Here is an 18501-nt window from a genome sequence, read left to right as displayed (position 1 = left end):
AACCATTATCTTATAAATGGAATACATTGTCAGCAATTAGGCCGTCTGAATGTTCGGAGGGCCGTATTAAAGAAACCTCATCATGAACGCTTTTAACCTTATTATCATCGGCGACGAAATCCTGCACGGCAGCCGTCAAGACAAGCATTTCGCCTTTTTTAAATCCTTATTGGAATCGCACGGGCTGAAGCTCAATCAGGTGCAATATCTGCCTGACGAACCCGATTTGCTGGTCAAACAACTGCGCCGCAGTTTTTCAGACGGCCTGCCGACTTTTGTTACCGGCGGTATTGGTTCTACGCCTGACGACCACACGCGCCAAGCCGCCGCGGCTGCTTTGGATTTGCCTGTCGTCCGCCATCCTGAGGCCGCCAAGTTTATCGAAGGCGTAACCCTGAAACGCGGCGAGCCGCTCGATTCGCCGGAACACGCCCAACGCCTGAAAATGGCGGATTTTCCCGAAGGCGCGGAATTGGTGCCCAATCCGTTTAACAACATCGCCGGATTTTCCATCCGCGAACATTATTTCTTCCCCGGCTTCCCCGTGATGGCGCACCCGATGGCGGAATGGGTTTTGGATACTTATTACGCTGACCGCTTTAACCAAACCGAACGCGGCAGCCGCAGCGTGTATGTGTTCGACCAACCCGAGTCGCGCATTACGCCGATTATGGAACATCTTGAACATACCTACGCCGGTATCCGTTCGTACAGCCTGCCCACCGTGGGCCGTACCGATTCAGACGGCCGTTATACTCCGCCGCATATCGAGTTCGGCATCAAGGCGGAAGGCGAGGCCTGCCGCTTGCTGGATACGGCGTGGGAAGATGCGCTGCAGGGTTTGCAGGCGATTGGCGCGACTTTGAAAGAAACGGTGGAATAATGCACTTATCCCCGGCCCAATCCAGACGCGCACTGATTTTTGCTTCTTTGCTGTTTTTACCGCCGACCCTCGTTATCGGTATTTGGCTGGCGCAATATGGCGGCTTCGCTTTCGAGCCGCCGCTGATGCACGCCGTCCATGCCCACGCGGGCACATGGTTTGACCCGATTGCCACCGTGTTGCACTATCTGGGCAAAACCGCGATTGCCGTGCCGCTGATCGGTGCAGTCGCCGCTGCCCTGTATTTCGCTGATAAGAAGCGCGAAGCACTGTTTTGCGTGTTGGCGGCATTGGTGCCGACTTTGAATATGCTGATTGTGAAGGTATGGTTTGCCCGCGAACGTCCGCTGCTTTGGCCGCGCCTGATTGAAGAGAGCAATTTTTCCTTCCCCAGCGGCCACAGTACGTTTTCCGCCGCCATTGCCGTCATGCTGATATTGCTTTGCCGCCGCACGCGCTACCGTCGCACCGCTTGGATAGGCGGTATTTCCTTTGCCCTGTTGACCGGATTTTCACGTGTTTATTTGGGCGTGCATTATCCCACCGACGTTTGGGCAGGCTGGACAAACGGCACGCTGACTGCCTTGCTGGTGTATATGCTTATCTTCAGGCCGTCTGAAAAATAGAAGAAACGAATTATGAATACACGTTCACCCAACACGCCTTATTGGCTCAGAAACGGCCATGCCGACACCCTGTTTGCTAAGTTGCTGCAAGGCAAAGCGCCCGACTACCGCCGCGAGCTTCTGCCCGACAGCACCGGTAAAACCCAAGTTGCCTACGATTTTGTCGACAGCGCCGACCCCGATGTGCCGCTGGTGGTTTTGTTCCACGGACTGGAAGGCAGCAGCGAGAGCCATTACGCGGTCGAGCTGATGAAAGCCGTGCAGCAGCGCGGTTGGAACGGCGTGGTCGCCCATTTCCGCAGTTGCGGCGGCATCGCAAACACCGCGTCCGTGTTCTACCACCTCGGCGATACGACTGAAATCGCCTTTATGCTTAACACGCTGGCCCGACGCTATTCAACCATTTACGCCGTCGGCGTTTCTTTGGGGGGTAATGCCCTGGCCAAATATTTGGGCGAGCAGGGCAGTAATGCCGTTCCGCGTGCTTCTGCCGTCGTTTCCGCGCCGGTTGATGCCGTGGCGGCCGGTACGCGTTTTGACCAAGGCATGACGCGACTGATTTACACGCGCTATTTTTTGAATTCGCTGCTGCCGAAAGCCCGAGCGATTCCTCAGTTTCAGACGGCCTTGAACCGGCAAAACTGCAAAACGCTTGGCGATTTTGACGACCGCTTTACCGCGCCGCTTCACGGTTTTGCCGACCGCCACGATTACTACCGCCGTAATTCCTGCAAACCGTTTCTGAAAGGCGTGGATACGCCGTTGCTGCTGCTCAATGCCGTCAACGACCCCTTCCTGCCGCCGGAAGCCCTGCCGACCGGGCGGGACGTGTCCTCGGCCGTTACGCTGCTGCAACCGGCATACGGCGGGCATGTCGGCTTCGTCAGCCGCGATCAAGGCCGTCTGAATCTGCAATGGCTGCCGCAAACGGTGTTGGACTATTTCAAACAGTATCAGCCGTAAAGGAGAAAGGGCATATATGCGACATGCCCTTAGAGTGTAGAAAGTAAAAAGGCCGTCTGAAAACGAATTTCAGACGGCCTTTTGAATAGCTTGATTATTTGCCTTTGTTGTCGGCTTTGGCTTCTTTTTTCAGAGAAGCGTACAACTCAGGGTCGCGGTTTTTCAGCAGGGACGCAACGGCCAAGTCGTCACGGTTTACTTTAGCCAAATCTACGCGCTCGATGTGTACCAAACGCAGCAATTCGCGTACAGGTTTAGGCATATTGCGGCCGGATTCGTAACGGGAACCACCGGATTGAGTCACACCGATGCGGCTCCAGAAGTCCATTTGGTTCAGGCCGAGTTTTTTACGGATATCGCGGATGTTTTCAATTTTTTCGAACGATTTCATGAATCTTCCTTATTGTGGTATTTGTTGCATGCCTCTAGGCATAAAAATAGGTCTGCAAGAATGCCGGCATCCCTTTTCCTGTAGGCTTTTGGGGTGATATGTGGGCGTATTGCAAATGACTGATCTAGATAATTAGACAGTATATTCGAAAGAAGTTTTCCGCTGTCTGCCATAATTTGTGTAAATATTTCTTAATTCATTATTTCGTATAATTTTTGGCATATAAATCATTAAATTATGCGATTATCTTAAATATGGTATGAGCAAATTTTTACATAACTAAACAATTCATTATGGGTAAAAACTTAATTTTGAGCTTTTATTCGGTTTTCTAGATTGAGAATGCGAATAAATTTCAGGTCGTCTGAATCTGTATTTTCAGACGGCCTGAAGAGTTTTTCAAGGTTAAGGCTTACCGCTGGCAGGGCTGATGGTGAGGATTTCGTAGCCGGTTTCGGTAACCAAAACTTCGTGTTCCCACTGGGCGGAGAGGGAGCGGTCTTTGGTGACCACTGTCCAACCGTCGTTCAGGATGCGCAGATGGCGTTTGCCTTGGTTGATCATCGGCTCGATGGTGAAAATCATGCCCGGTTTCAGAACGAGGCCCTCGCCTTTGCGGCCGTAGTGGACCACTTGCGGCGCTTCGTGGAAGCCGCGGCCGATGCCGTGTCCGCAGAATTCCTGTACGACGGAGTAGCCGGCATTTTCGGCAACCTGTTGGCAGGCATAGCCGACGTCGCCGAGGGTGGCACCGGGTTTGACCGCTTCGATACCCGCCATCATGGATGCGTGGGTCACGTCGATCAGGCGTTGGGCAATCGGGGAGACTTTGCCGACGGTAAACATACGGCTGGAATCGCCGTGGAAGCCGTCTTTTTTAATGGTCAGGTCGATGTTGACGATGTCGCCTTCTTTCAGCGGCTTGTCGTCGGGAATACCGTGGCAGATAACGTGGTTGACGGAGGTGCAGCAGGATTTCGGGTAAGGCGGGTTGCCGTAGTTGAGGGGGGCCGGATAACCGCCTTGAACGTTGACGTGGTAGTCGTAAACGAGTTTGTCGATTTCGTTGGTGGTTACGCCGGGTTTGACGAATTGGCCGATGTAATCGAGGGCTTCGGCGACCAAGCGGCCGAGTTCGCGCATTTTTTCGATTTCTTCGGGGGTTTTGATGATGACTTTGTCCATGAGGTTTCCTTCTTGTTTCAGACGGCATGGAGGCCGTCTGAACGGGACGGGTGTGCCGTCTGTTTAAAACAGGTTGTCGAGATTGTCTTTATTGCGCGGTTTGGCTTGTGGTTTGGCCTCAGGCTCGGCTTTCGGAGTCGGTTTGGACTCGGGGGCTTTGGCTTTTGCCGGTTTTTTTTCTACCGCTTGTGCGGCAGGTTTGCTGTCTGCGGCTTTGTTTGCTACCGGCTGGCTGTCTGCTTGAGGTGTGTTTTGAGCGGCAGGGCTGCTGTTGTCGGATTGTGTTTTTTCTGATTTGTCGGCTTCAACGCGTTTGTTTTCTGTGCGTTTGCCGCGGTGTGCGGCAGGACGGTCGTTTTTTGCACCTTCTTCGGCGTTGTCGCTTTTTTCGTTTTGTGGGACGACAGGATTGCCGGAGGCGGTTTTTGCGTCGCCGTCTTTGGCAGGCTGAACGGTTTCAGGTTCGACTGCGCCGTTGGGGCGCCAAACTTCAATGCGTGTGTCGGTTTGTTCTGCAGGGTTTTTTTCGGGTACGTCGGTTTTGCCGGAGTTTAGGGTGCTGAATACGCCGGCAACAAGGGCTGCGACGGCGATAAAGCTGACAAGGAATAAAGCGCGGATTAGGTGTTTGGGCTTAAGTTGGAAAGGGGTTTTATTATTCTTTGACATGATGGGTCGGGTAATCGTTGGAGGAATGGCCGTCTGAATATTCAGACGGCCCCGGGTTGCCTGTGAATCAGTTGGCAACGTAGTTTTGATAGAGGGTGACGACTTTTTGTACGCCGACGGTCGTGCTGACTTTTTGGGTCACGCGGGCTTGTTCTTCAGGCGTAAGGATGCCCATCACATAGGTCACGTTGCCGTAAGTCACGATTTTGACGCGTGCCTGGGTGGCCGGGCTGAGGCCCAACAGGGTGGCGCGGACTTTGGATGTACCCCAAGTGTCGTTGGTCACATCGCCGAGCGAACGCGCTTGTGAGGCAACGGTGATGTAGTTGTACACGCCTTCTGCGGCTTGTTCGGAACGGGCGATGCGTTCAACAAATTGTTTTTCGCCTTCGGTAGCCACTTGGCCGAGCAGGAGCAGGTGGCGGTTGTAGCCGACAACGTTCAGTTTGGGCTTGTAGCCTTCGACTTGGTTGTTTTGGCGCAGGTAGGAGCGTGCGGTGGTTTCGACGCGCAGGGCCATAACGTTGTCGTCGGTTTGCGCGCCGGTGGTGCGGCGGTCGACGGCGGATTTGGTGCCCACGGCTGCACCACCGATCAGTGCGCCGACGCAGCCGCTCAGACTCAGGCTCAAGAGGGTCGCTGTCAGAACGGGGAGGGCGTAGCGTTTGATATTCTTCATATCCTTTTCCTTGGGTATGGACGGTTGGGTGTTCAGACGGCCTTTAAGGGATGGGCCGTCTGAAAAGAAAGGGTTACATGCCTTCGAGCAGGACGGAGTCGATGCAGTCGCACATGGCGTGAATCAGCAAAATATGGTTTTCTTGAATGCGGGCAGTGCGCGGATAAGGGACGTTGAGCAAAACGTCGGTATCTTTGAGCATTGCGGCGATTTTTCCGCCGTCGCGACCGGTCATGGCGATGACGTGCATGTCGCGTTCGTGTGCCGCTTTGATGGCTTCGATGACGTTGGCGGAATTGCCGGAGGTGGAGATGCCGACCAATACGTCGCCGGCACGTCCGAGCGCGCGCACTTGTTTGCTGAATACATGGTCGAAACCGTAGTCGTTGCCGATGGCGGTCAGGGCGGAAGTGTCCGTCGTCAGCGCGACAGCGGCCAATTCCATGCGCTCTTTTTCAAAACGGCCGGTCATTTCGGCGGCGAAGTGCTGCGCGTCGGCAGCCGAACCGCCGTTGCCGCAAGCCAGGATTTTGCCGTCGTTCATCAGGCATTGCAGCATCAGCTCGGCGGCCTGTGCGGTCGGCTCGACCAGTACTTTTTCGGCTTCTTGCTTGGAGCGGATGCTCTCGGCAAAATGTGCGGAAACGCGTTCTTGTAATGTTGTCATGAGGTTAACCTGTAATATTTTGAATCCATTCGGGCGGGCCGTCGCCCTCAATCAATACCGCGTCCAGGCGGCAGGGCGCATGGTTTAACCCGTGCTTTTGCAGATAATACTCTACACTTCGTTGCAATTTCAATAATTTGGACTGCGAGATGCTGTATGCGGCACCACCGAAACCTCGGTTTTTGCGGTATTTTACTTCAACAAACACAATCGTACTGCCGTTTTTGACGATTAAATCGATTTCGCCGTAGGCGCAATGCCAGTTCCGCGCCAGCAGCGAGTAGCCTTTGCCCAGCAGGAATGCCAGCGCCGCATCTTCGGCCGCCGCCCCCTGTTTGTGGTTTAAGCGCATGAAAAGTTTACCCGTTATATAATCATTGTTTTTAAAGAGACGCCGTTTCAGACGGCCTTGAATCTATGTACACAAAACACCTGCAAAAAGCCGTCGACAGCATCGAAAAACAGACATTATACGTTGTCGCCACACCCATCGGCAATTTAGCCGACATAACGCTGCGCGCGCTGGCCGTTCTGCAAAAGGCCGACATGATCTGCGCCGAGGATACCCGTGTTACCGCCCAGCTTTTGAGTGCGTACGGTATTCAGGGTAAACTCGTGAGCGTGCGCGAACACAACGAGCAGCAAATGGCCGATAAAATCATCGCCCATCTTTCAGATGGCCTGAGCGTCGCCCAAGTTTCGGATGCGGGTACGCCTGCGGTTTGCGATCCTGGTGCGAAACTTGCCGCCCGCGTGCGCGAGGCCGGATTTAAAGTGGTGCCTGTGGTTGGCGCAAGTGCGGTCATGGGGGCGTTGAGCGTGGCCGGGGTGACGGAATCCGATTTTTACTTCAATGGTTTTCTGCCGCCTAAGGCCGGCGAACGCCAAAAGCTGCTGGCCAAATGGGCGGAATCCGATTTTCCGATTGTGATGTTTGAAACGCCGCACCGTATCGAAGCAAGTCTTGCGGATATGGCTGCACAGTTCCCCGATCGCCGTTTGACTTTGGCGCGCGAAATCACCAAAACATTTGAAACTTTCCTCAGCGGCACGGTTGCCGAAATCCAAGCCGCCCTTAAAAACGACAGCAACCAAACGCGTGGCGAGATGGTGCTGGTGTTGCACCCTGCGGTAAAAGAGAAGCACAGCGATTTGCCCGAGGCGGCGCAAAATACCATGAAAATCCTTGCGGCCGAGTTGCCGACCAAACAAGCAGCCGAGCTTGCCGCCAAGATTACCGGTGAGAATAAAAAGGCGCTGTATGATTTGGCTTTGGAATGGAAAAAGCAGGGGTAATGGCTGATTGGCAAACCGTATATCAAAGGCCGTCTGAACAATAGATTTCAGACGGCCTTTTTTGATTAGACTTTAGAGGGTTTAAAACTGATCCAATAGGTTCAAGACGCTTTGGTGTTTGCGTTTCAGACGGCCTCAATGTTTGGCAAACCTGTTTTAACGCTGCCATGCGCTACGCAAATATTCGATGCAGTCGGTCAGGGCGTAAAACGGGGCGTTGCCGTGATTGGCGTTGGGGTAGAGGGTGAAGCGGACATCCGCGCCGAGGTGGTGCAAAGTGCCGGCAAGGATTTTGGCTTGTGCAACCATGCCACGGCTGGTTTGGTCGGGGCGGTTGTTTCTGCCTTCATGTTCGCCTGCACCGAGGCGGATGCCGATTCCTTGCGGCAATGTGCCGGGCAACCAATCGAGTACACGGCGGTCTTGCCACCAGATAGACGGCGAAACCAGCAAATAATAGCGGAATCGTTCGGGGCAGGTGAACAGGGAATAGAGGCCGTACAAGGCGCCGAACGAATGGCCGAAGACGGCTTGGTTTTGGGTATCGATGCGGTATTTGCTGTTGAGCAGGGCGGAGAGTTCGTCATCGAGAAAGCGGCTGAAGCGGTCGGCTTGGCCGTATTGTTTGCGTTCGGATTCGGGCGCGTTGTCTGGCAGTGGCGGCGTGTAGTCGAGGGCGCGTTGGCTTAAGTCGCGGATGGTGCTGCCGGTGTAGCCGATGCCGACAATCAGGCAGGCGGCATGGCTTTTGGTGATGGGGTTGATGAGCAGGGATTGCGCCATATTGAGGATGGCGGGGAAAAAGGCATCCCCGTCAAGAATATACAGCACGGGATAGCCTCCTGCCGGACGTTCGCCGAGTGTCGCGGCTTGAATGCGGTAGGTGCGGCCGGTGTGAGCGGAAGTAATGGCGGTTTCTTCGGCTTGCAGCAGGGTGGCGGCTTGCCAGTTGGGACGGATGGGCATGATGGGGTGCTTTAATCAATGGGTTGTTTAAGTAAAAGGAGAAAAGGCCGTCTGAACAATGGATTTCAGACGGCCTTATTGTACGGATTTCTGCCTTTTTAACAATACGCGCGATTAGCGTACGTCAACGTAGGAGCTGCTGTGCAGTTCGCGCAGGAGGTTGGTGGTCGCCTGTTGCGCTTTTTGTTGGGACAGGTATTGGCGGACGGCGTTTTGTTGGCGCTCTTCAGGCGTACCTGCTTCGCGGACGTCATTCAGCTTGATGATGTGCCAGCCGAATTGTGTGCGGACAGGGGCGCTGATTTGGCCGGGTTTGAGTTTGTGGACGGCTTCTTCAAACGGGGCAACCATCATGCCGTCGGCAAACCAGCCCAAATCGCCGCCATTGCCGGCGCTGCTGTCTTGCGAGTATTGGCGTGCCAAGCCGCCGAAATCTGCGCCGCTGCGGGCTTGTGAGTAGATTTTGCGGATGGTGCTTTCTGCGCCAACGGCGGCATTGTCGTTGTCGGCTTTAATGAGGATGTGTTGGGCATGATATTGGCGCACAGGGTCTGCTTCAGGCAGGGTGACGCCTTGTTGTTTGGCCTGCTCGATGTAGCGTGCCACTTCGGAGTCGCTGACACGGCTGTTTTGCATGATGGCCTGTTGGCGCACTTTTTCAACAATAATGCTATCGGCGATGTCTTGACGGACGGCGGCAGACGGATTTTTGATGTTGGGGTTGTGCGCGATAACGGCTTCGATTTCGCTATCGGTCGCTTGGATGTTGCGGCGTTTGCCTGCTTGGAGGATCAGGGACTGGTTGATCATTTGGGCCAAAACTTGTTGGCGCAGCTCGTTGGCGTCCATTTGTGTGCCTTTAGGCATGGTTTGACGCGCTTGTGCCACGGCTTGTTCTACTTGACGGTGGGTAATGACTTCGTTGTCGACAACCGCGGCAATGCCGTCTGAAAGATGTACGCCGCTTTGTACGGCAGGCATGGTGGTGGCGCTGACGGTAGCTGCTTTGGCTGCGCGCGCTTTGCCTGCTTTGGCTTTAGGGGCGGCGTGTGCGCCTACTGCGAGAGTGAGTGCGGCGACGAGAATCAGGGGTTTGAAGTTCATTGTTTGACTACCTCGTTGGTTTTGCTGTAACCGGGAATGGCTAAGCGGAGTTTTTCGAATGGGTTGTTGCCGATATTGCTCAAGTCTTTGAGTTGGAGGTTGAAGAATACGGCGTTTTTGTGGCTGTTTTCGCCGGTAACATAGCGTTGGCCGACCAAGCTTGCGCTCCAGCAGCCACAGTTGCTTTTGTATTCTGCACCGATGAGCATTTCCAGCGGTTTTTTGGCTTCGATTTCGTAGTTGTAACGGGCGACGGCGTACAGGTTTTTACTCAACGGCCATTGGGCGGCAAGATCGACTTGGCTAAGCCTGTCGTAGAAATAGTCGCCGTTGGCTTGCAGATAAATGCGTTCGTTGCGTCCGTATTTGTAGCGCGCGCTTAAGACTTTGCCGGGTTCGGGGTTGTAGGTAATCCCTGCAGCGTAGCTTTCGGCACGGCTTAGGTTTTGGTTGTAGTGGATGTCCAAATCAATGCGTGTGTTCGGAGTAAGGTTGCCGTGTGCAAAGGCTACCCAGTCGGATTGGCTGCGCGGATAATTGCTGACGTTGCCGTCAGGCAGGACGTTGTCTTTTTTGAAATAAAACTTCTGGCCGATACCTGCACGGAAGAGTTCCGCACCGGTGTTGGGGTTGAGGATACGGCTTTGTGTGGCCAGCGTCAGGCTGTTGGCCGAATTGATGCGGTCGTTGCCCGAATACAGGTTTTCGCGGAACAGCTGCGAGTAGCTAAAGCTGTTTTCGGAGCTGTCGAAATTAGGCAGGTCGTTTTGGGACTTGGTCGGAATGTAGTTGTAAAACAGGCGCGGTTCGAGTGTTTGCAGGTATTCACCGCCGAATAGACGGGCCCTGCGCTCGAAGGTCAGGCCGCTGTCGACGTTGATAATCGGCAGGACGCGGCTGACATTGCGGCCGCTTTGACCGTTGAAACTGTTGAGGCTGTAATAAGTGGCATGTACGCCGACTTTAGGTCGGATGTAGCCCCATTGGTTGTGGAAGTCCCATTTGACGCTCGGGTAGAGTACCACGCGGCTGCCGTCTTGCTTGGTATCGTGATCAAAACGGGTGAATTGGCCGAACACGTTGAGTTGCGCTTTGCCGAGATGGCTTTGCCAACGGCCGGTCAGACGGGGCATGATGGCATAAGGCTCGTCTTTATAGCCGTCTTGGTTGGCCAGCGTTTGATATTTTTGTACGCGCAACGAGCCGTCGAAGCTGCCGCCCAACAGTTTGTCGCTGTAATTGAGCCATGCCTGACGGTCGAGGTTGACGTTGCGTGCGATGTCTTCGCGGCCATAGAAGTCGCGGTAGTAATCGTCGTCGGAAACTTGGTTGTAGTTGATGCCGCCGCTGATTTTGCTGTTCAGCTGCTGCTGGTGTTTCCATTTGAACTGGTAGCGGTTGTTGTGGACGCTTTTTTGGTCGTTGGGCATCCAGTCGCCATCGACTTCGCCGCTGTAATTCGGTTGCAGATAACGGACTTGGCCGCCCAGTTGCACACCGCGTTTGCTGATGATGCCCGGGCGGATGGTGGCATCCAAATTCGGCGCAAGGTTGAAGTAGTAGGGCAGGCTCAGCTCAAGGCCGTCTGAACCTGTGGCAATAGTCGGAACGAGCAGGCCGCTTTTGCGGTTGCCGTTGATGGGGAAGTCTGCCCAAGGCGTGTAGAGGACGGGGACGCCGCCGAATACGAGCGAAGCGTGTTTGGCCACGCCGATGCCTGTCGACTCATCGGCTTCAATGCTTTGCGCTTGGATATACCAGCTGGCATCGCCGGGCGAACAGGTGTTGAATTTGGTATTGATGAGTTTGTAGAGGCCTTTGCCTTTGAGTTCGGCTTTTTCGCTGATACTTTGAAGGCGGCGGCCTCCTTGTTCGGTATTGAGGCGCACGGCGGTGCCGGAACCGGTCTGGTCTTTGAGGTTGTAAACCAATTGATCGCCGGATACGGTCGAACCGTTTTGATACAGGGTAAAGCGGTCGCCGGCGGTAACGGTATCGGCGGCTTGGTCGTATTGCGCCCAATCGGCATTGAGAACATCGGCATTGCGCTCGACAATGACGTCGCCTTCGGCACGGACGCCGACTTGGGTCTGACCTTCTATTTTATCGGCGTTGACGCGGGTGTAATCGGCAGGCAGGGCAGGCTCGCCGCTGCGTTTGATTTCGGCGGTTTCGGCCGGCTTGGCATCTTCGTGGTCGCAAAACAGGCAAGTGCTGCCCAAGGAAAGCGGGTCGGCTTCGCTTTGGCTGGTTTTTGCCGGTTTGGATGCAGCAGTGTGGGCAGGGGTATAGTCTTCCGCCTGCGGAACAGAAGCATCTTCCGCGCGCACGGCTGTTGCGCCAAAGCCCATAATTAAGGCGAGTACTAAGGGTTTGAGTGAAAATAAACGAGCCAAAATCGCCCCTTAAATCGGTTTGCCAGTTAGAATAGCGGTTATTGTAACCTGAAATTCTGCGATACCGCTATGCAACGACAAACCGAATTACAAAACTGGCTGGAGTCTGTTTATCCGAACCAGCCGTTCGAATTGAGCTTTGCGGCAGCCGATGCCGACTTCCGCCGCTATTTCCGCGCGACGTTTTCAGACGGCCAAACCGTTATCTGTATGGACGCGCCTCCTGAGAAGATGAGTGTTGCGCCTTATTTGAAAGTGCAAAAACTGTTTGACATGGTCAATGTGCCGCAAGTGCTTCATGTGGATGAAGCGTTGGGCTTTATGGTGTTGAACGATTTGGGCAATACCACATTCCTGACCGCCATGAATCAGGAAAACAGCGAAACCGCCCACAAAGCCCTGCTGCTCGAAGCCATCGACGAACTGATCGAACTGCAAAAAGCCAGCCAACCCGGCAAACTGCCGGAATACGACCGCGAAGTCATGCTGCGCGAGATTAACTTGTTCCCCGAATGGTTTGTGGCCAAAGAATTGGACCGCGAGCTGACCTTCAAACAACGCCAGTTGTGGCAGCAAACCGTCGATACGCTGTTGCCGCCTCTGTTGGCGCAGCCCAAAGTGTATGTCCACCGCGACTTTATCGTCCGCAATCTGATGTTGGCAAAAGGCCGCCCGGGCGTGTTGGACTTCCAAGACGCGCTTTACGGCCCGATTTCCTATGATTTGGTGTCGCTGTTGCGCGATGCGTTTATCGAATGGGAAGAAGAATTTGTATTGGACTTGGTCATCCGTTACTGGGAAAAAGCACGCGCTGCCGAGTTGCCTGTGCCTGCCGAGTTTGACGAGTTCTACCGCTGGTTTGAATGGATGGGCGTTCAACGCCATTTGAAAGTGGCCGGTATTTTTGCCCGCCTGTACTACCGCGACGGCAAAGACAAATACCGCCCTGAAATTCCGCGCTTCTTGAATTATTTGCGCCGCGTATCGCGCCGTTACAATGATTTGGCGCCGCTGTATGCATTGCTGGTCGAATTGGTCGGCGATGACGAATTGGAAACAGGCTATACCTTCTAAGCTTGGTTTTTAAGATTTGATTCCACTTTTCAGACGGCCTGATCAACAAAAGGCCGTCTGAAACCTTTACAGAATACATAAAAATGACTTACATGATTTACCCCAAAACCTACGACGTGATTGTCGTCGGTGGCGGCCATGCCGGTACCGAAGCCGCGCTTGCCGCCGCACGCATGGGTGCGCAAACCCTGCTGCTCTCACACAACATCGAAACCCTCGGCCAAATGTCGTGCAACCCTTCTATCGGCGGCATCGGCAAAGGTCACCTCGTGCGCGAACTCGACGCATTGGGCGGCGCGATGGCGTTGGCCACCGACAAATCTGGTATCCAGTTCCGCCGATTGAACGCCAGCAAAGGCGCGGCAGTGCGAGCCACGCGCGCGCAGGCCGACCGTATCCTATATAAAGCCGCCATCCGCGAAATGTTGGAAAACCAAGAAAACCTCGACCTTTTCCAACAAGCCGTCGAAGACGTAACGCTCGACGGCGAACGCATCAGCGGAGTGGTTACCGCGATGGGAGTAGAGTTTAAAGCACGCGCCGTCGTGTTGACCGCAGGCACGTTTTTGTCCGGCAAAATCCACATCGGTTTGGAAAACTACGAAGGCGGCCGCGCCGGCGACCCAGCCGCCAAATCCTTGGGCGGCCGTTTGCGCGAATTGAACCTGCCTCAAGGCCGTCTGAAAACCGGCACGCCGCCGCGTATTGACGGACGCACGATTGACTTCTCCCAACTGACCGAACAGCCCGGCGACACCCCCGTTCCTGTAATGTCTGTACGCGGCAGCGCCGATATGCACCCGCGCCAAGTGTCCTGCTGGATTACGCATACCAACACGCAAACCCACGACATCATTCGCTCAGGCTTCGACCGCAGCCCGATGTTTACCGGCAAAATCGAAGGCGTGGGTCCGCGTTATTGTCCGTCTATTGAAGACAAAATCAACCGCTTCGCCGATAAAGACAGCCACCAGATTTTCCTCGAACCCGAAGGCCTGACCACGCACGAATACTATCCTAACGGTATCTCCACCAGCCTGCCGTTCGATATCCAAATCGCCCTCGTGCGCAGCATGAAAGGCCTTGAAAACGCCCATATCCTGCGCCCCGGCTATGCCATCGAATACGACTATTTCGATCCGCGCAACCTTAAAGCCAGCCTCGAAACCAAGACCATCCAAGGCCTCTTCTTCGCCGGACAAATCAACGGCACCACCGGCTACGAAGAAGCCGCCGCACAAGGCCTGCTCGCAGGCGCAAACGCCGTGCAATACATCCGCGAACAAGACCCGCTCCTGCTGCGCCGCGAACAAGCCTATCTCGGCGTATTGGTGGACGACCTCATCACCAAAGGCGTGAATGAACCTTACCGCATGTTCACCAGCCGCGCCGAATACCGCCTGCAACTCAGGGAAGACAACGCCGATATGCGCCTGACCGAAGACGGCTACAAAATCGGCTTGGTGGGTGAAGAACAATGGCGCATGTTCAACGAAAAACGCGAAGCCATCGAACGCGAAATTCAACGTTTGAAAACAACGTGGTACACACCGCAAAAACTCGCCGAAGAAGAGCAGCTGCGCGTATTCGGCCAAAAACTCAGCCGCGAAGCCAACCTGCACGACCTCCTGCGCCGCCCGAACCTCGACTACGCCGCGCTGATGACCCTGCCCGACGCACAACCTGAAACCGCACTTGCCGACAGCGTGGTCGAACAAGTCGAAATCCAAGTCAAATACCAAGGCTATATCGACCGCCAAAACGAAGAAATCGACAGCCGCCGCGACATCGAAACCTTAAAGCTGCCCGACGACATCGATTACAGCAAAGTCAAAGGCTTATCCGCCGAAGTGCAGCAAAAGCTCAACCAGCACAAACCCGAAACCGTCGGCCAAGCCAGCCGCATTTCCGGCGTAACCCCCGCAGCAGTGGCTTTGCTGATGGTGCATTTGAAGCGCGGGTTTAAAGATGCGAAGTAAGCTACCTGAACGCGGAGCAGCCGCAGGTCAGATAATTCGTGTGTTTCGATACATCTGTTACTACAAGATGTCAGATTCAAGAATCTGACTTGCGGTAGGTTTTCAAAGTCTACAAAAGCAGCCTACACATTAAAATTGATGTGTAAAACCCAACCTGAAAATTAAATAAGGAGTAACAATGGGCTTTTCCCTATATTTTTACCGCTTTGAAAATGGCGAACAGGTAGACGGCAACCGTGAAGGTGCAAAATCATTTTTAAACAGCAGGGGACTAGATAGCTGCCTTCGTGATAAGGACGGCAACTATTTAGAGTTTGATAACTGTTCCACAGATTTGGAAATAACGGATTTCAATGATAGGGAATGCCAGTTTGAAGGAAATATTGGCCATGCATATTTAACGGATGAGGAGTGTAGTTTCATCTATGAGTTGTGCCGTGCTGCGGATTGGGTGATTGTTAATCCGCAATTTAGCGATACTGAACCCTTATTTATCTTATTAGAACAAGACACTGCACAACATTTGCCGGAAGAATATAGTGATAACTATACCGTCATATCTTCTGGAGAAGAGTTGCAAATGCTGCTTTTAAACGGATTTCATCAGTTTCAATCTTGGAAAAGCCGTATTCTGTAGCAACTGTATTTTTGCCCGACGGGGTAAAAAATACAGTTGCTACGGCACTAATACTCGATAAATAGTAAAAAGGAGTAAAATTGCAACATTTGATACACAAGATTCAAGAGGTTTAGTCGGTAAACATCTGATTTATCCCTATGATAACGGCTGGAATTATGAAATTTATGTAAAAAATGCCGAACATATGGATTACCATACTCGCCCTTGAAAGGCAGTCTGAAAATATCATTCCAGACAGTTTTATCAATTTATTTTTCAGTTACGGGAATTTTTAAATTCCTTAAGCCCACCTTCAAATTGGAGCTGTATCAATGAAACCCCGACTTTCCCTATTTGCTGCCGTGCTATTTTTGGCCGGAATTTCTGCTGTTCATGCAGCACCCGCTCAAAATGCACAAAATCAGTGCATTACCCTGAAAAATACCACTATTACCGATACTGTCATCACCAAAGCCGAATGGTCGAACGGCGAAATCAGTGCCGACAGAATGTCTTCCCTCACCGGTGGTTCAACCAATGTCTTACAGTCCAAACCGCATTGCGTGGTGGAAGGCGAAATTGGCGCGCGCACCGGTGCGGACGGCAAGCATTACGGCACGAAATTCCAACTCAGGCTACCTGAAAACTGGAACGGAGGTTTCCTGTTTCAAGGCGGTGGCGGGGTGGACGGTTTTGTCGCGCCCGCCGTGGGTAGTATCCCCGTACGCACCTCTACCGCTACGCCAGCGCTGATGCGCGGTTATGCCGTGGTCAGCATGGACGGCGGTCATCCTACGCCCACGCCCAACTTCGGCGCAGACCAGCAGGCGCGTTTAGACTTCGCTTACCAGTCCACAGGAAAAGTAACCGCCGTTGCCAAGCAGTTGATTCAAAAGATGTATGCCGTTGCACCGAAACACAGCTATTTCATGGGCTGCTCCAACGGCGGACGCGAAGCGATGATGGCCGCACAACGCTATCCTTTGGAATTTGACGGTGTGATTGCCGCCAATCCCGGCTTCCGCCTGTCGCGTGCTGCCGTCGCCCAACAGTGGGATTATCAACAGTTCATGAAAATTGCCCCCAAAGACGCGCAGGGCAACAAAATCTTGGCAAACGCCCTTACTCAGGCCGATTTGGATAAAGTGAGCGAAGCGGTGAAAAACCGCTGCGACGCGCGCGACGGACTGAAAGACGGTGTGATTAACGCATGGGAAAGCTGCGATTTCAAAGCCGAACACGCCGGTCTCTCCCCCGCCAAAACCGCAGCCCTTAAAGCCGTGATGGACGGCGCACGCGACTCACGCGGCAACCAGATTTACAGCGGTTGGTATTACGATGTGGGTATGAATCAGCCCGACTGGCGTAAATGGAAGCTCGGCAGCTCGCAAACCGCCAAGCCTGATTCACGCGGCGTAACGCTCGGCGCAGGTTCGCTTACTTGGTATTTCATGACTCCCGCCGTGCCAAACTTTGATTTGAGCAAATTCGATTTTGACCGCGATACGCCTAAAACATACCAAACCGGCGCAATTAACGATGCGGTGTCCACCGATTTGAGCACCTTCCGCGCACGCGGCGGCAAACTGATTGTGATCACCGGCGTGTCCGATCCTGTGTTTTCCGCCAAAGACCAAGTGGCATGGTTCCGCCAAATGAACGCCGACACGCCAAACGCCCAAAACTTCAGCCGCCTGTTTATGATACCCGGCATGAACCACTGCGGCGGCGGCCAAGCCTTCAATGATGTAGATCCGCTCACACTTTTGGAAAACTGGCATGGCAAAAACCAAGCCCCCGAGCGCATGATTGCACAAGGGAAATCCTTCCCGAATAAACAAATGCCGATTTGCGCCTACCCGAAAGTCGCCACTTATACCGGCGGGAATGAAAATAAAGCAGATAGCTTTGAATGCCGCTGATTGATGTAAAAGAGAAATATAAAACAGAAAAAAGGCCGTCTGAAACCCAAAAATCAGGTTTCAGACGGCCTTTAATCATTTTTATAAATCGATAATTATTCTATCGAAGTCTTCTGAATTTCAATATGCCAAGCTCTGAGACAAAGCCGTTTAGGGGGATGTCGTGGGGTTCGGTCGGCAGGGTGTCGGTCAATTGGCAGCCGAAGCCTACGCCCAGGGTTTGGGCTTGCAAGCGGTATTTCGTGGCGGAGAGGGTGGCGTCGTAATAGCCGCCGGCTTGTCCGAGGCGGTAGCCGCGTTTGTCGATGCCGACGATGGGGACCAGCAATAGGCTGAGTTGGTGGACGCGGATTTTTTTGCCGGTGAATTGGGGGACATGCAATTTAGCGCGGCCGCGTTTGCGTTCTTGTTTGGCGTCGTCGGCAGGGTAGGGGGTGAACCACATCCGCCGCGTGTTCGGTTCGATATAGGGTAGGTAGAGTTTTGCGCCGCGCTTTTGTGCGGCACGGACAAAGCCGTCCAATCGCAATTCCTTGCCCATCGGCCAATACACGCCGATTTTCCGTCCTTTTTTGATGTAGGGCTTGAGCAGGCGGTTGATGGTTTCGGTGGCGGCGTTCCGCTCGTCGGCGCTCATTTGGGCGCGTGCGCGGCGGAACTGTTTGCGTAGTGCCGATTTTTCGGGATTCCTCATTTTCAGACGGCCTTTCGGGATTGCGGTAGAATGTTGCGATTATAACTATTTTGTTAACATTCAAACAGGACGCACACGATGTGGCACATTGTCGCCATCGGCTATCTTTTTGTTGCCGTGATGTTTTCCGCCGCGCAGCCGAGTATTGCGCGTGCGTTGATTTATTTGGTTTTTTGGGCAGTGTTGCCCACCGTGTTTACGGTCTTTGTCGTGACCATCCGCCGCCGCAACCGCTTGATGAAACGACAGGAGCAGGCGGAGTTTGAAGCGGCCCGCCAAAAGGCGGTACAGACGGATGAAAAACAGGACGGAAAGGTATAAAATCCCTTTTCAGACGGCCTCTTATCCGCTATAATCCGTCAGTTTCCGATTTCGGAAACACTCTTTT

Annotated in this window: 20 protein-coding genes; 10 read left to right on the top strand and 10 right to left on the bottom strand. The window is 53.6% G+C overall.

Going from position 1 to position 18501, the window contains the following annotated elements:
- The first annotated feature begins 82 nt into the window (after nucleotides 1-82).
- Genes TW89_RS10065 through TW89_RS10055 form a run of 3 tightly spaced genes read left to right on the top strand, consistent with a single transcriptional unit; the run spans nucleotide 83 to nucleotide 2472 of the window.
- The gene (locus tag TW89_RS10065) at nucleotides 83-883 is read left to right on the top strand and encodes a competence/damage-inducible protein A (protein ID WP_128581362.1); all 801 of its coding nucleotides are present in this window, start codon (nucleotides 83-85) and stop codon (nucleotides 881-883) included.
- Nucleotides 883-1509 (top strand): phosphatase PAP2 family protein, encoded by a 627-nt coding sequence (locus TW89_RS10060; RefSeq protein ID WP_128581361.1) that lies wholly within the window; start codon nucleotides 883-885, stop codon nucleotides 1507-1509. Before TW89_RS10065 ends, TW89_RS10060 begins: the two co-directional genes overlap by 1 nt.
- A 12-nt stretch (nucleotides 1510-1521) precedes the next feature.
- Entirely contained in the window at nucleotides 1522-2472 is a 951-nt protein-coding gene (locus TW89_RS10055) for a YheT family hydrolase (RefSeq protein ID WP_128581360.1), read from the top strand.
- Between the two features lie 94 nt (nucleotides 2473-2566).
- Here the strand turns inward: TW89_RS10055 and TW89_RS10050 are convergent, their stop codons facing one another.
- From TW89_RS10050 to TW89_RS10025, 6 genes are all read right to left on the bottom strand, one after another.
- Nucleotides 2567-2863, bottom strand: a complete 297-nt coding sequence (locus tag TW89_RS10050; RefSeq protein WP_003680641.1) for a helix-turn-helix domain-containing protein — start codon at nucleotides 2861-2863, stop codon at nucleotides 2567-2569.
- Between the two features lie 405 nt (nucleotides 2864-3268).
- Complete coding sequence (gene map / locus TW89_RS10045; RefSeq protein ID WP_223168821.1) at nucleotides 3269-4069, bottom strand: type I methionyl aminopeptidase; 801 nt, start codon at nucleotides 4067-4069, stop codon at nucleotides 3269-3271.
- 42 nt (nucleotides 4070-4111) lie between these two features.
- Complete coding sequence (locus TW89_RS10040) at nucleotides 4112-4717, bottom strand: hypothetical protein (protein ID WP_128581359.1); 606 nt, start codon at nucleotides 4715-4717, stop codon at nucleotides 4112-4114.
- Between the two features lie 67 nt (nucleotides 4718-4784).
- Nucleotides 4785-5396, bottom strand: coding sequence for a BON domain-containing protein (locus TW89_RS10035; protein WP_128581358.1), 612 nt, complete (start codon nucleotides 5394-5396; stop codon nucleotides 4785-4787).
- A 73-nt stretch (nucleotides 5397-5469) separates the two neighbouring features.
- Nucleotides 5470-6063 (bottom strand): phosphoheptose isomerase, encoded by a 594-nt coding sequence (locus tag TW89_RS10030; RefSeq protein WP_107724192.1) that lies wholly within the window; start codon nucleotides 6061-6063, stop codon nucleotides 5470-5472.
- Between the two features lie 4 nt (nucleotides 6064-6067).
- A complete protein-coding gene (locus tag TW89_RS10025; RefSeq protein WP_128581357.1) occupies nucleotides 6068-6415 on the bottom strand; it encodes a YraN family protein in 348 nt (115 codons plus the stop codon).
- A 65-nt stretch (nucleotides 6416-6480) separates the two neighbouring features.
- Here TW89_RS10025 and rsmI point away from each other — a divergent pair, with 65 nt between their 5' ends.
- Nucleotides 6481-7359 carry a 16S rRNA (cytidine(1402)-2'-O)-methyltransferase gene (rsmI, locus tag TW89_RS10020; RefSeq protein ID WP_128581356.1) on the top strand — a complete coding sequence of 293 codons (879 nt, stop codon included), beginning with the start codon at nucleotides 6481-6483 and terminating at the stop codon, nucleotides 7357-7359.
- Nucleotides 7360-7515: 156 nt separating this feature from the next.
- On the opposite strand, the gene TW89_RS10015 is transcribed toward rsmI, so the two are convergent.
- The 3 genes from TW89_RS10015 to TW89_RS10005 form a co-directional block, all read right to left on the bottom strand.
- Nucleotides 7516-8325, bottom strand: coding sequence for an alpha/beta hydrolase (locus tag TW89_RS10015; protein WP_128581355.1), 810 nt, complete (start codon nucleotides 8323-8325; stop codon nucleotides 7516-7518).
- A gap of 114 nt (nucleotides 8326-8439) precedes the next feature.
- Nucleotides 8440-9429: a peptidylprolyl isomerase gene (locus tag TW89_RS10010; RefSeq protein WP_070624699.1), complete on the bottom strand. Its 990-nt coding sequence runs from the start codon at nucleotides 9427-9429 to the stop codon at nucleotides 8440-8442.
- Nucleotides 9426-11825 carry an LPS-assembly protein LptD gene (locus TW89_RS10005; protein WP_349251557.1) on the bottom strand — a complete coding sequence of 800 codons (2400 nt, stop codon included), beginning with the start codon at nucleotides 11823-11825 and terminating at the stop codon, nucleotides 9426-9428. The genes TW89_RS10010 and TW89_RS10005 overlap by 4 nt, the downstream gene beginning before the upstream one ends.
- A 69-nt stretch (nucleotides 11826-11894) precedes the next feature.
- Between TW89_RS10005 and amgK the strand changes: the two genes are divergently transcribed.
- The 5 genes from amgK (at nucleotide 11895) to TW89_RS09980 (ending at nucleotide 17419) form a co-directional block, all read left to right on the top strand.
- Nucleotides 11895-12899 carry an N-acetylmuramate/N-acetylglucosamine kinase AmgK gene (gene amgK, locus TW89_RS10000; RefSeq protein WP_128581354.1) on the top strand — a complete coding sequence of 335 codons (1005 nt, stop codon included), beginning with the start codon at nucleotides 11895-11897 and terminating at the stop codon, nucleotides 12897-12899.
- A gap of 83 nt (nucleotides 12900-12982) precedes the next feature.
- Complete coding sequence (mnmG, locus tag TW89_RS09995) at nucleotides 12983-14878, top strand: tRNA uridine-5-carboxymethylaminomethyl(34) synthesis enzyme MnmG (RefSeq protein ID WP_128581353.1); 1896 nt, start codon at nucleotides 12983-12985, stop codon at nucleotides 14876-14878.
- 178 nt (nucleotides 14879-15056) lie between these two features.
- On the top strand, nucleotides 15057-15515 hold the full coding sequence (locus TW89_RS09990) for a hypothetical protein (protein WP_128581352.1): 459 nt from the start codon (nucleotides 15057-15059) through the stop codon (nucleotides 15513-15515).
- A gap of 61 nt (nucleotides 15516-15576) precedes the next feature.
- The gene (locus tag TW89_RS12305; RefSeq protein WP_199900443.1) at nucleotides 15577-15726 is read left to right on the top strand and encodes a phenolic acid decarboxylase; all 150 of its coding nucleotides are present in this window, start codon (nucleotides 15577-15579) and stop codon (nucleotides 15724-15726) included.
- Between the two features lie 103 nt (nucleotides 15727-15829).
- Nucleotides 15830-17419 carry a tannase/feruloyl esterase family alpha/beta hydrolase gene (locus tag TW89_RS09980; protein WP_128581351.1) on the top strand — a complete coding sequence of 530 codons (1590 nt, stop codon included), beginning with the start codon at nucleotides 15830-15832 and terminating at the stop codon, nucleotides 17417-17419.
- 100 nt (nucleotides 17420-17519) lie between these two features.
- Here TW89_RS09980 and TW89_RS09975 read toward each other — a convergent pair whose 3' ends face one another.
- Nucleotides 17520-18113 (bottom strand): 5-formyltetrahydrofolate cyclo-ligase, encoded by a 594-nt coding sequence (locus tag TW89_RS09975; RefSeq protein WP_128581350.1) that lies wholly within the window; start codon nucleotides 18111-18113, stop codon nucleotides 17520-17522.
- 78 nt (nucleotides 18114-18191) lie between these two features.
- Between TW89_RS09975 and TW89_RS09970 the strand changes: the two genes are divergently transcribed.
- Nucleotides 18192-18434 (top strand): hypothetical protein, encoded by a 243-nt coding sequence (locus TW89_RS09970; RefSeq protein WP_004520263.1) that lies wholly within the window; start codon nucleotides 18192-18194, stop codon nucleotides 18432-18434.
- Nucleotides 18435-18501 lie beyond the last annotated feature (67 nt).

Source organism: Neisseria flavescens (genome assembly GCF_001618065.1).
Taxonomy (GTDB): Bacteria; Pseudomonadota; Gammaproteobacteria; order Burkholderiales; family Neisseriaceae; genus Neisseria; species Neisseria flavescens_A.
The sequence above is the reverse complement of the archived record's forward strand: the minus strand, read 5'-3'. Positions and strand labels throughout refer to the sequence as shown.

Excerpts from the sequence above, each read along its gene's own strand:
- TW89_RS10065 (WP_128581362.1), top strand. The coding sequence starts at position 83 with ATGAACGCTTTTAACCTTATTATCATCGGCGACGAAATCCTGCACGGC.
- TW89_RS10025 (WP_128581357.1), bottom strand. The coding sequence starts at position 6,415 with ATGCGCTTAAACCACAAACAGGGGGCGGCGGCCGAAGATGCGGCGCTG.
- TW89_RS10050 (WP_003680641.1), bottom strand. The coding sequence starts at position 2,863 with ATGAAATCGTTCGAAAAAATTGAAAACATCCGCGATATCCGTAAAAAA.
- TW89_RS10060 (WP_128581361.1), top strand. The coding sequence starts at position 883 with ATGCACTTATCCCCGGCCCAATCCAGACGCGCACTGATTTTTGCTTCT.
- rsmI (WP_128581356.1), top strand. The coding sequence starts at position 6,481 with ATGTACACAAAACACCTGCAAAAAGCCGTCGACAGCATCGAAAAACAG.
- TW89_RS09990 (WP_128581352.1), top strand. The coding sequence starts at position 15,057 with ATGGGCTTTTCCCTATATTTTTACCGCTTTGAAAATGGCGAACAGGTA.
- TW89_RS10015 (WP_128581355.1), bottom strand. The coding sequence starts at position 8,325 with ATGCCCATCCGTCCCAACTGGCAAGCCGCCACCCTGCTGCAAGCCGAA.
- mnmG (WP_128581353.1), top strand. The coding sequence starts at position 12,983 with ATGACTTACATGATTTACCCCAAAACCTACGACGTGATTGTCGTCGGT.
- amgK (WP_128581354.1), top strand. The coding sequence starts at position 11,895 with ATGCAACGACAAACCGAATTACAAAACTGGCTGGAGTCTGTTTATCCG.
- TW89_RS10040 (WP_128581359.1), bottom strand. The coding sequence starts at position 4,717 with ATGTCAAAGAATAATAAAACCCCTTTCCAACTTAAGCCCAAACACCTA.
- TW89_RS10010 (WP_070624699.1), bottom strand. The coding sequence starts at position 9,429 with ATGAACTTCAAACCCCTGATTCTCGTCGCCGCACTCACTCTCGCAGTA.
- TW89_RS09970 (WP_004520263.1), top strand. The coding sequence starts at position 18,192 with ATGTGGCACATTGTCGCCATCGGCTATCTTTTTGTTGCCGTGATGTTT.
- TW89_RS10055 (WP_128581360.1), top strand. The coding sequence starts at position 1,522 with ATGAATACACGTTCACCCAACACGCCTTATTGGCTCAGAAACGGCCAT.
- TW89_RS10035 (WP_128581358.1), bottom strand. The coding sequence starts at position 5,396 with ATGAAGAATATCAAACGCTACGCCCTCCCCGTTCTGACAGCGACCCTC.
- TW89_RS10030 (WP_107724192.1), bottom strand. The coding sequence starts at position 6,063 with ATGACAACATTACAAGAACGCGTTTCCGCACATTTTGCCGAGAGCATC.
- TW89_RS09975 (WP_128581350.1), bottom strand. The coding sequence starts at position 18,113 with ATGAGGAATCCCGAAAAATCGGCACTACGCAAACAGTTCCGCCGCGCA.
- TW89_RS09980 (WP_128581351.1), top strand. The coding sequence starts at position 15,830 with ATGAAACCCCGACTTTCCCTATTTGCTGCCGTGCTATTTTTGGCCGGA.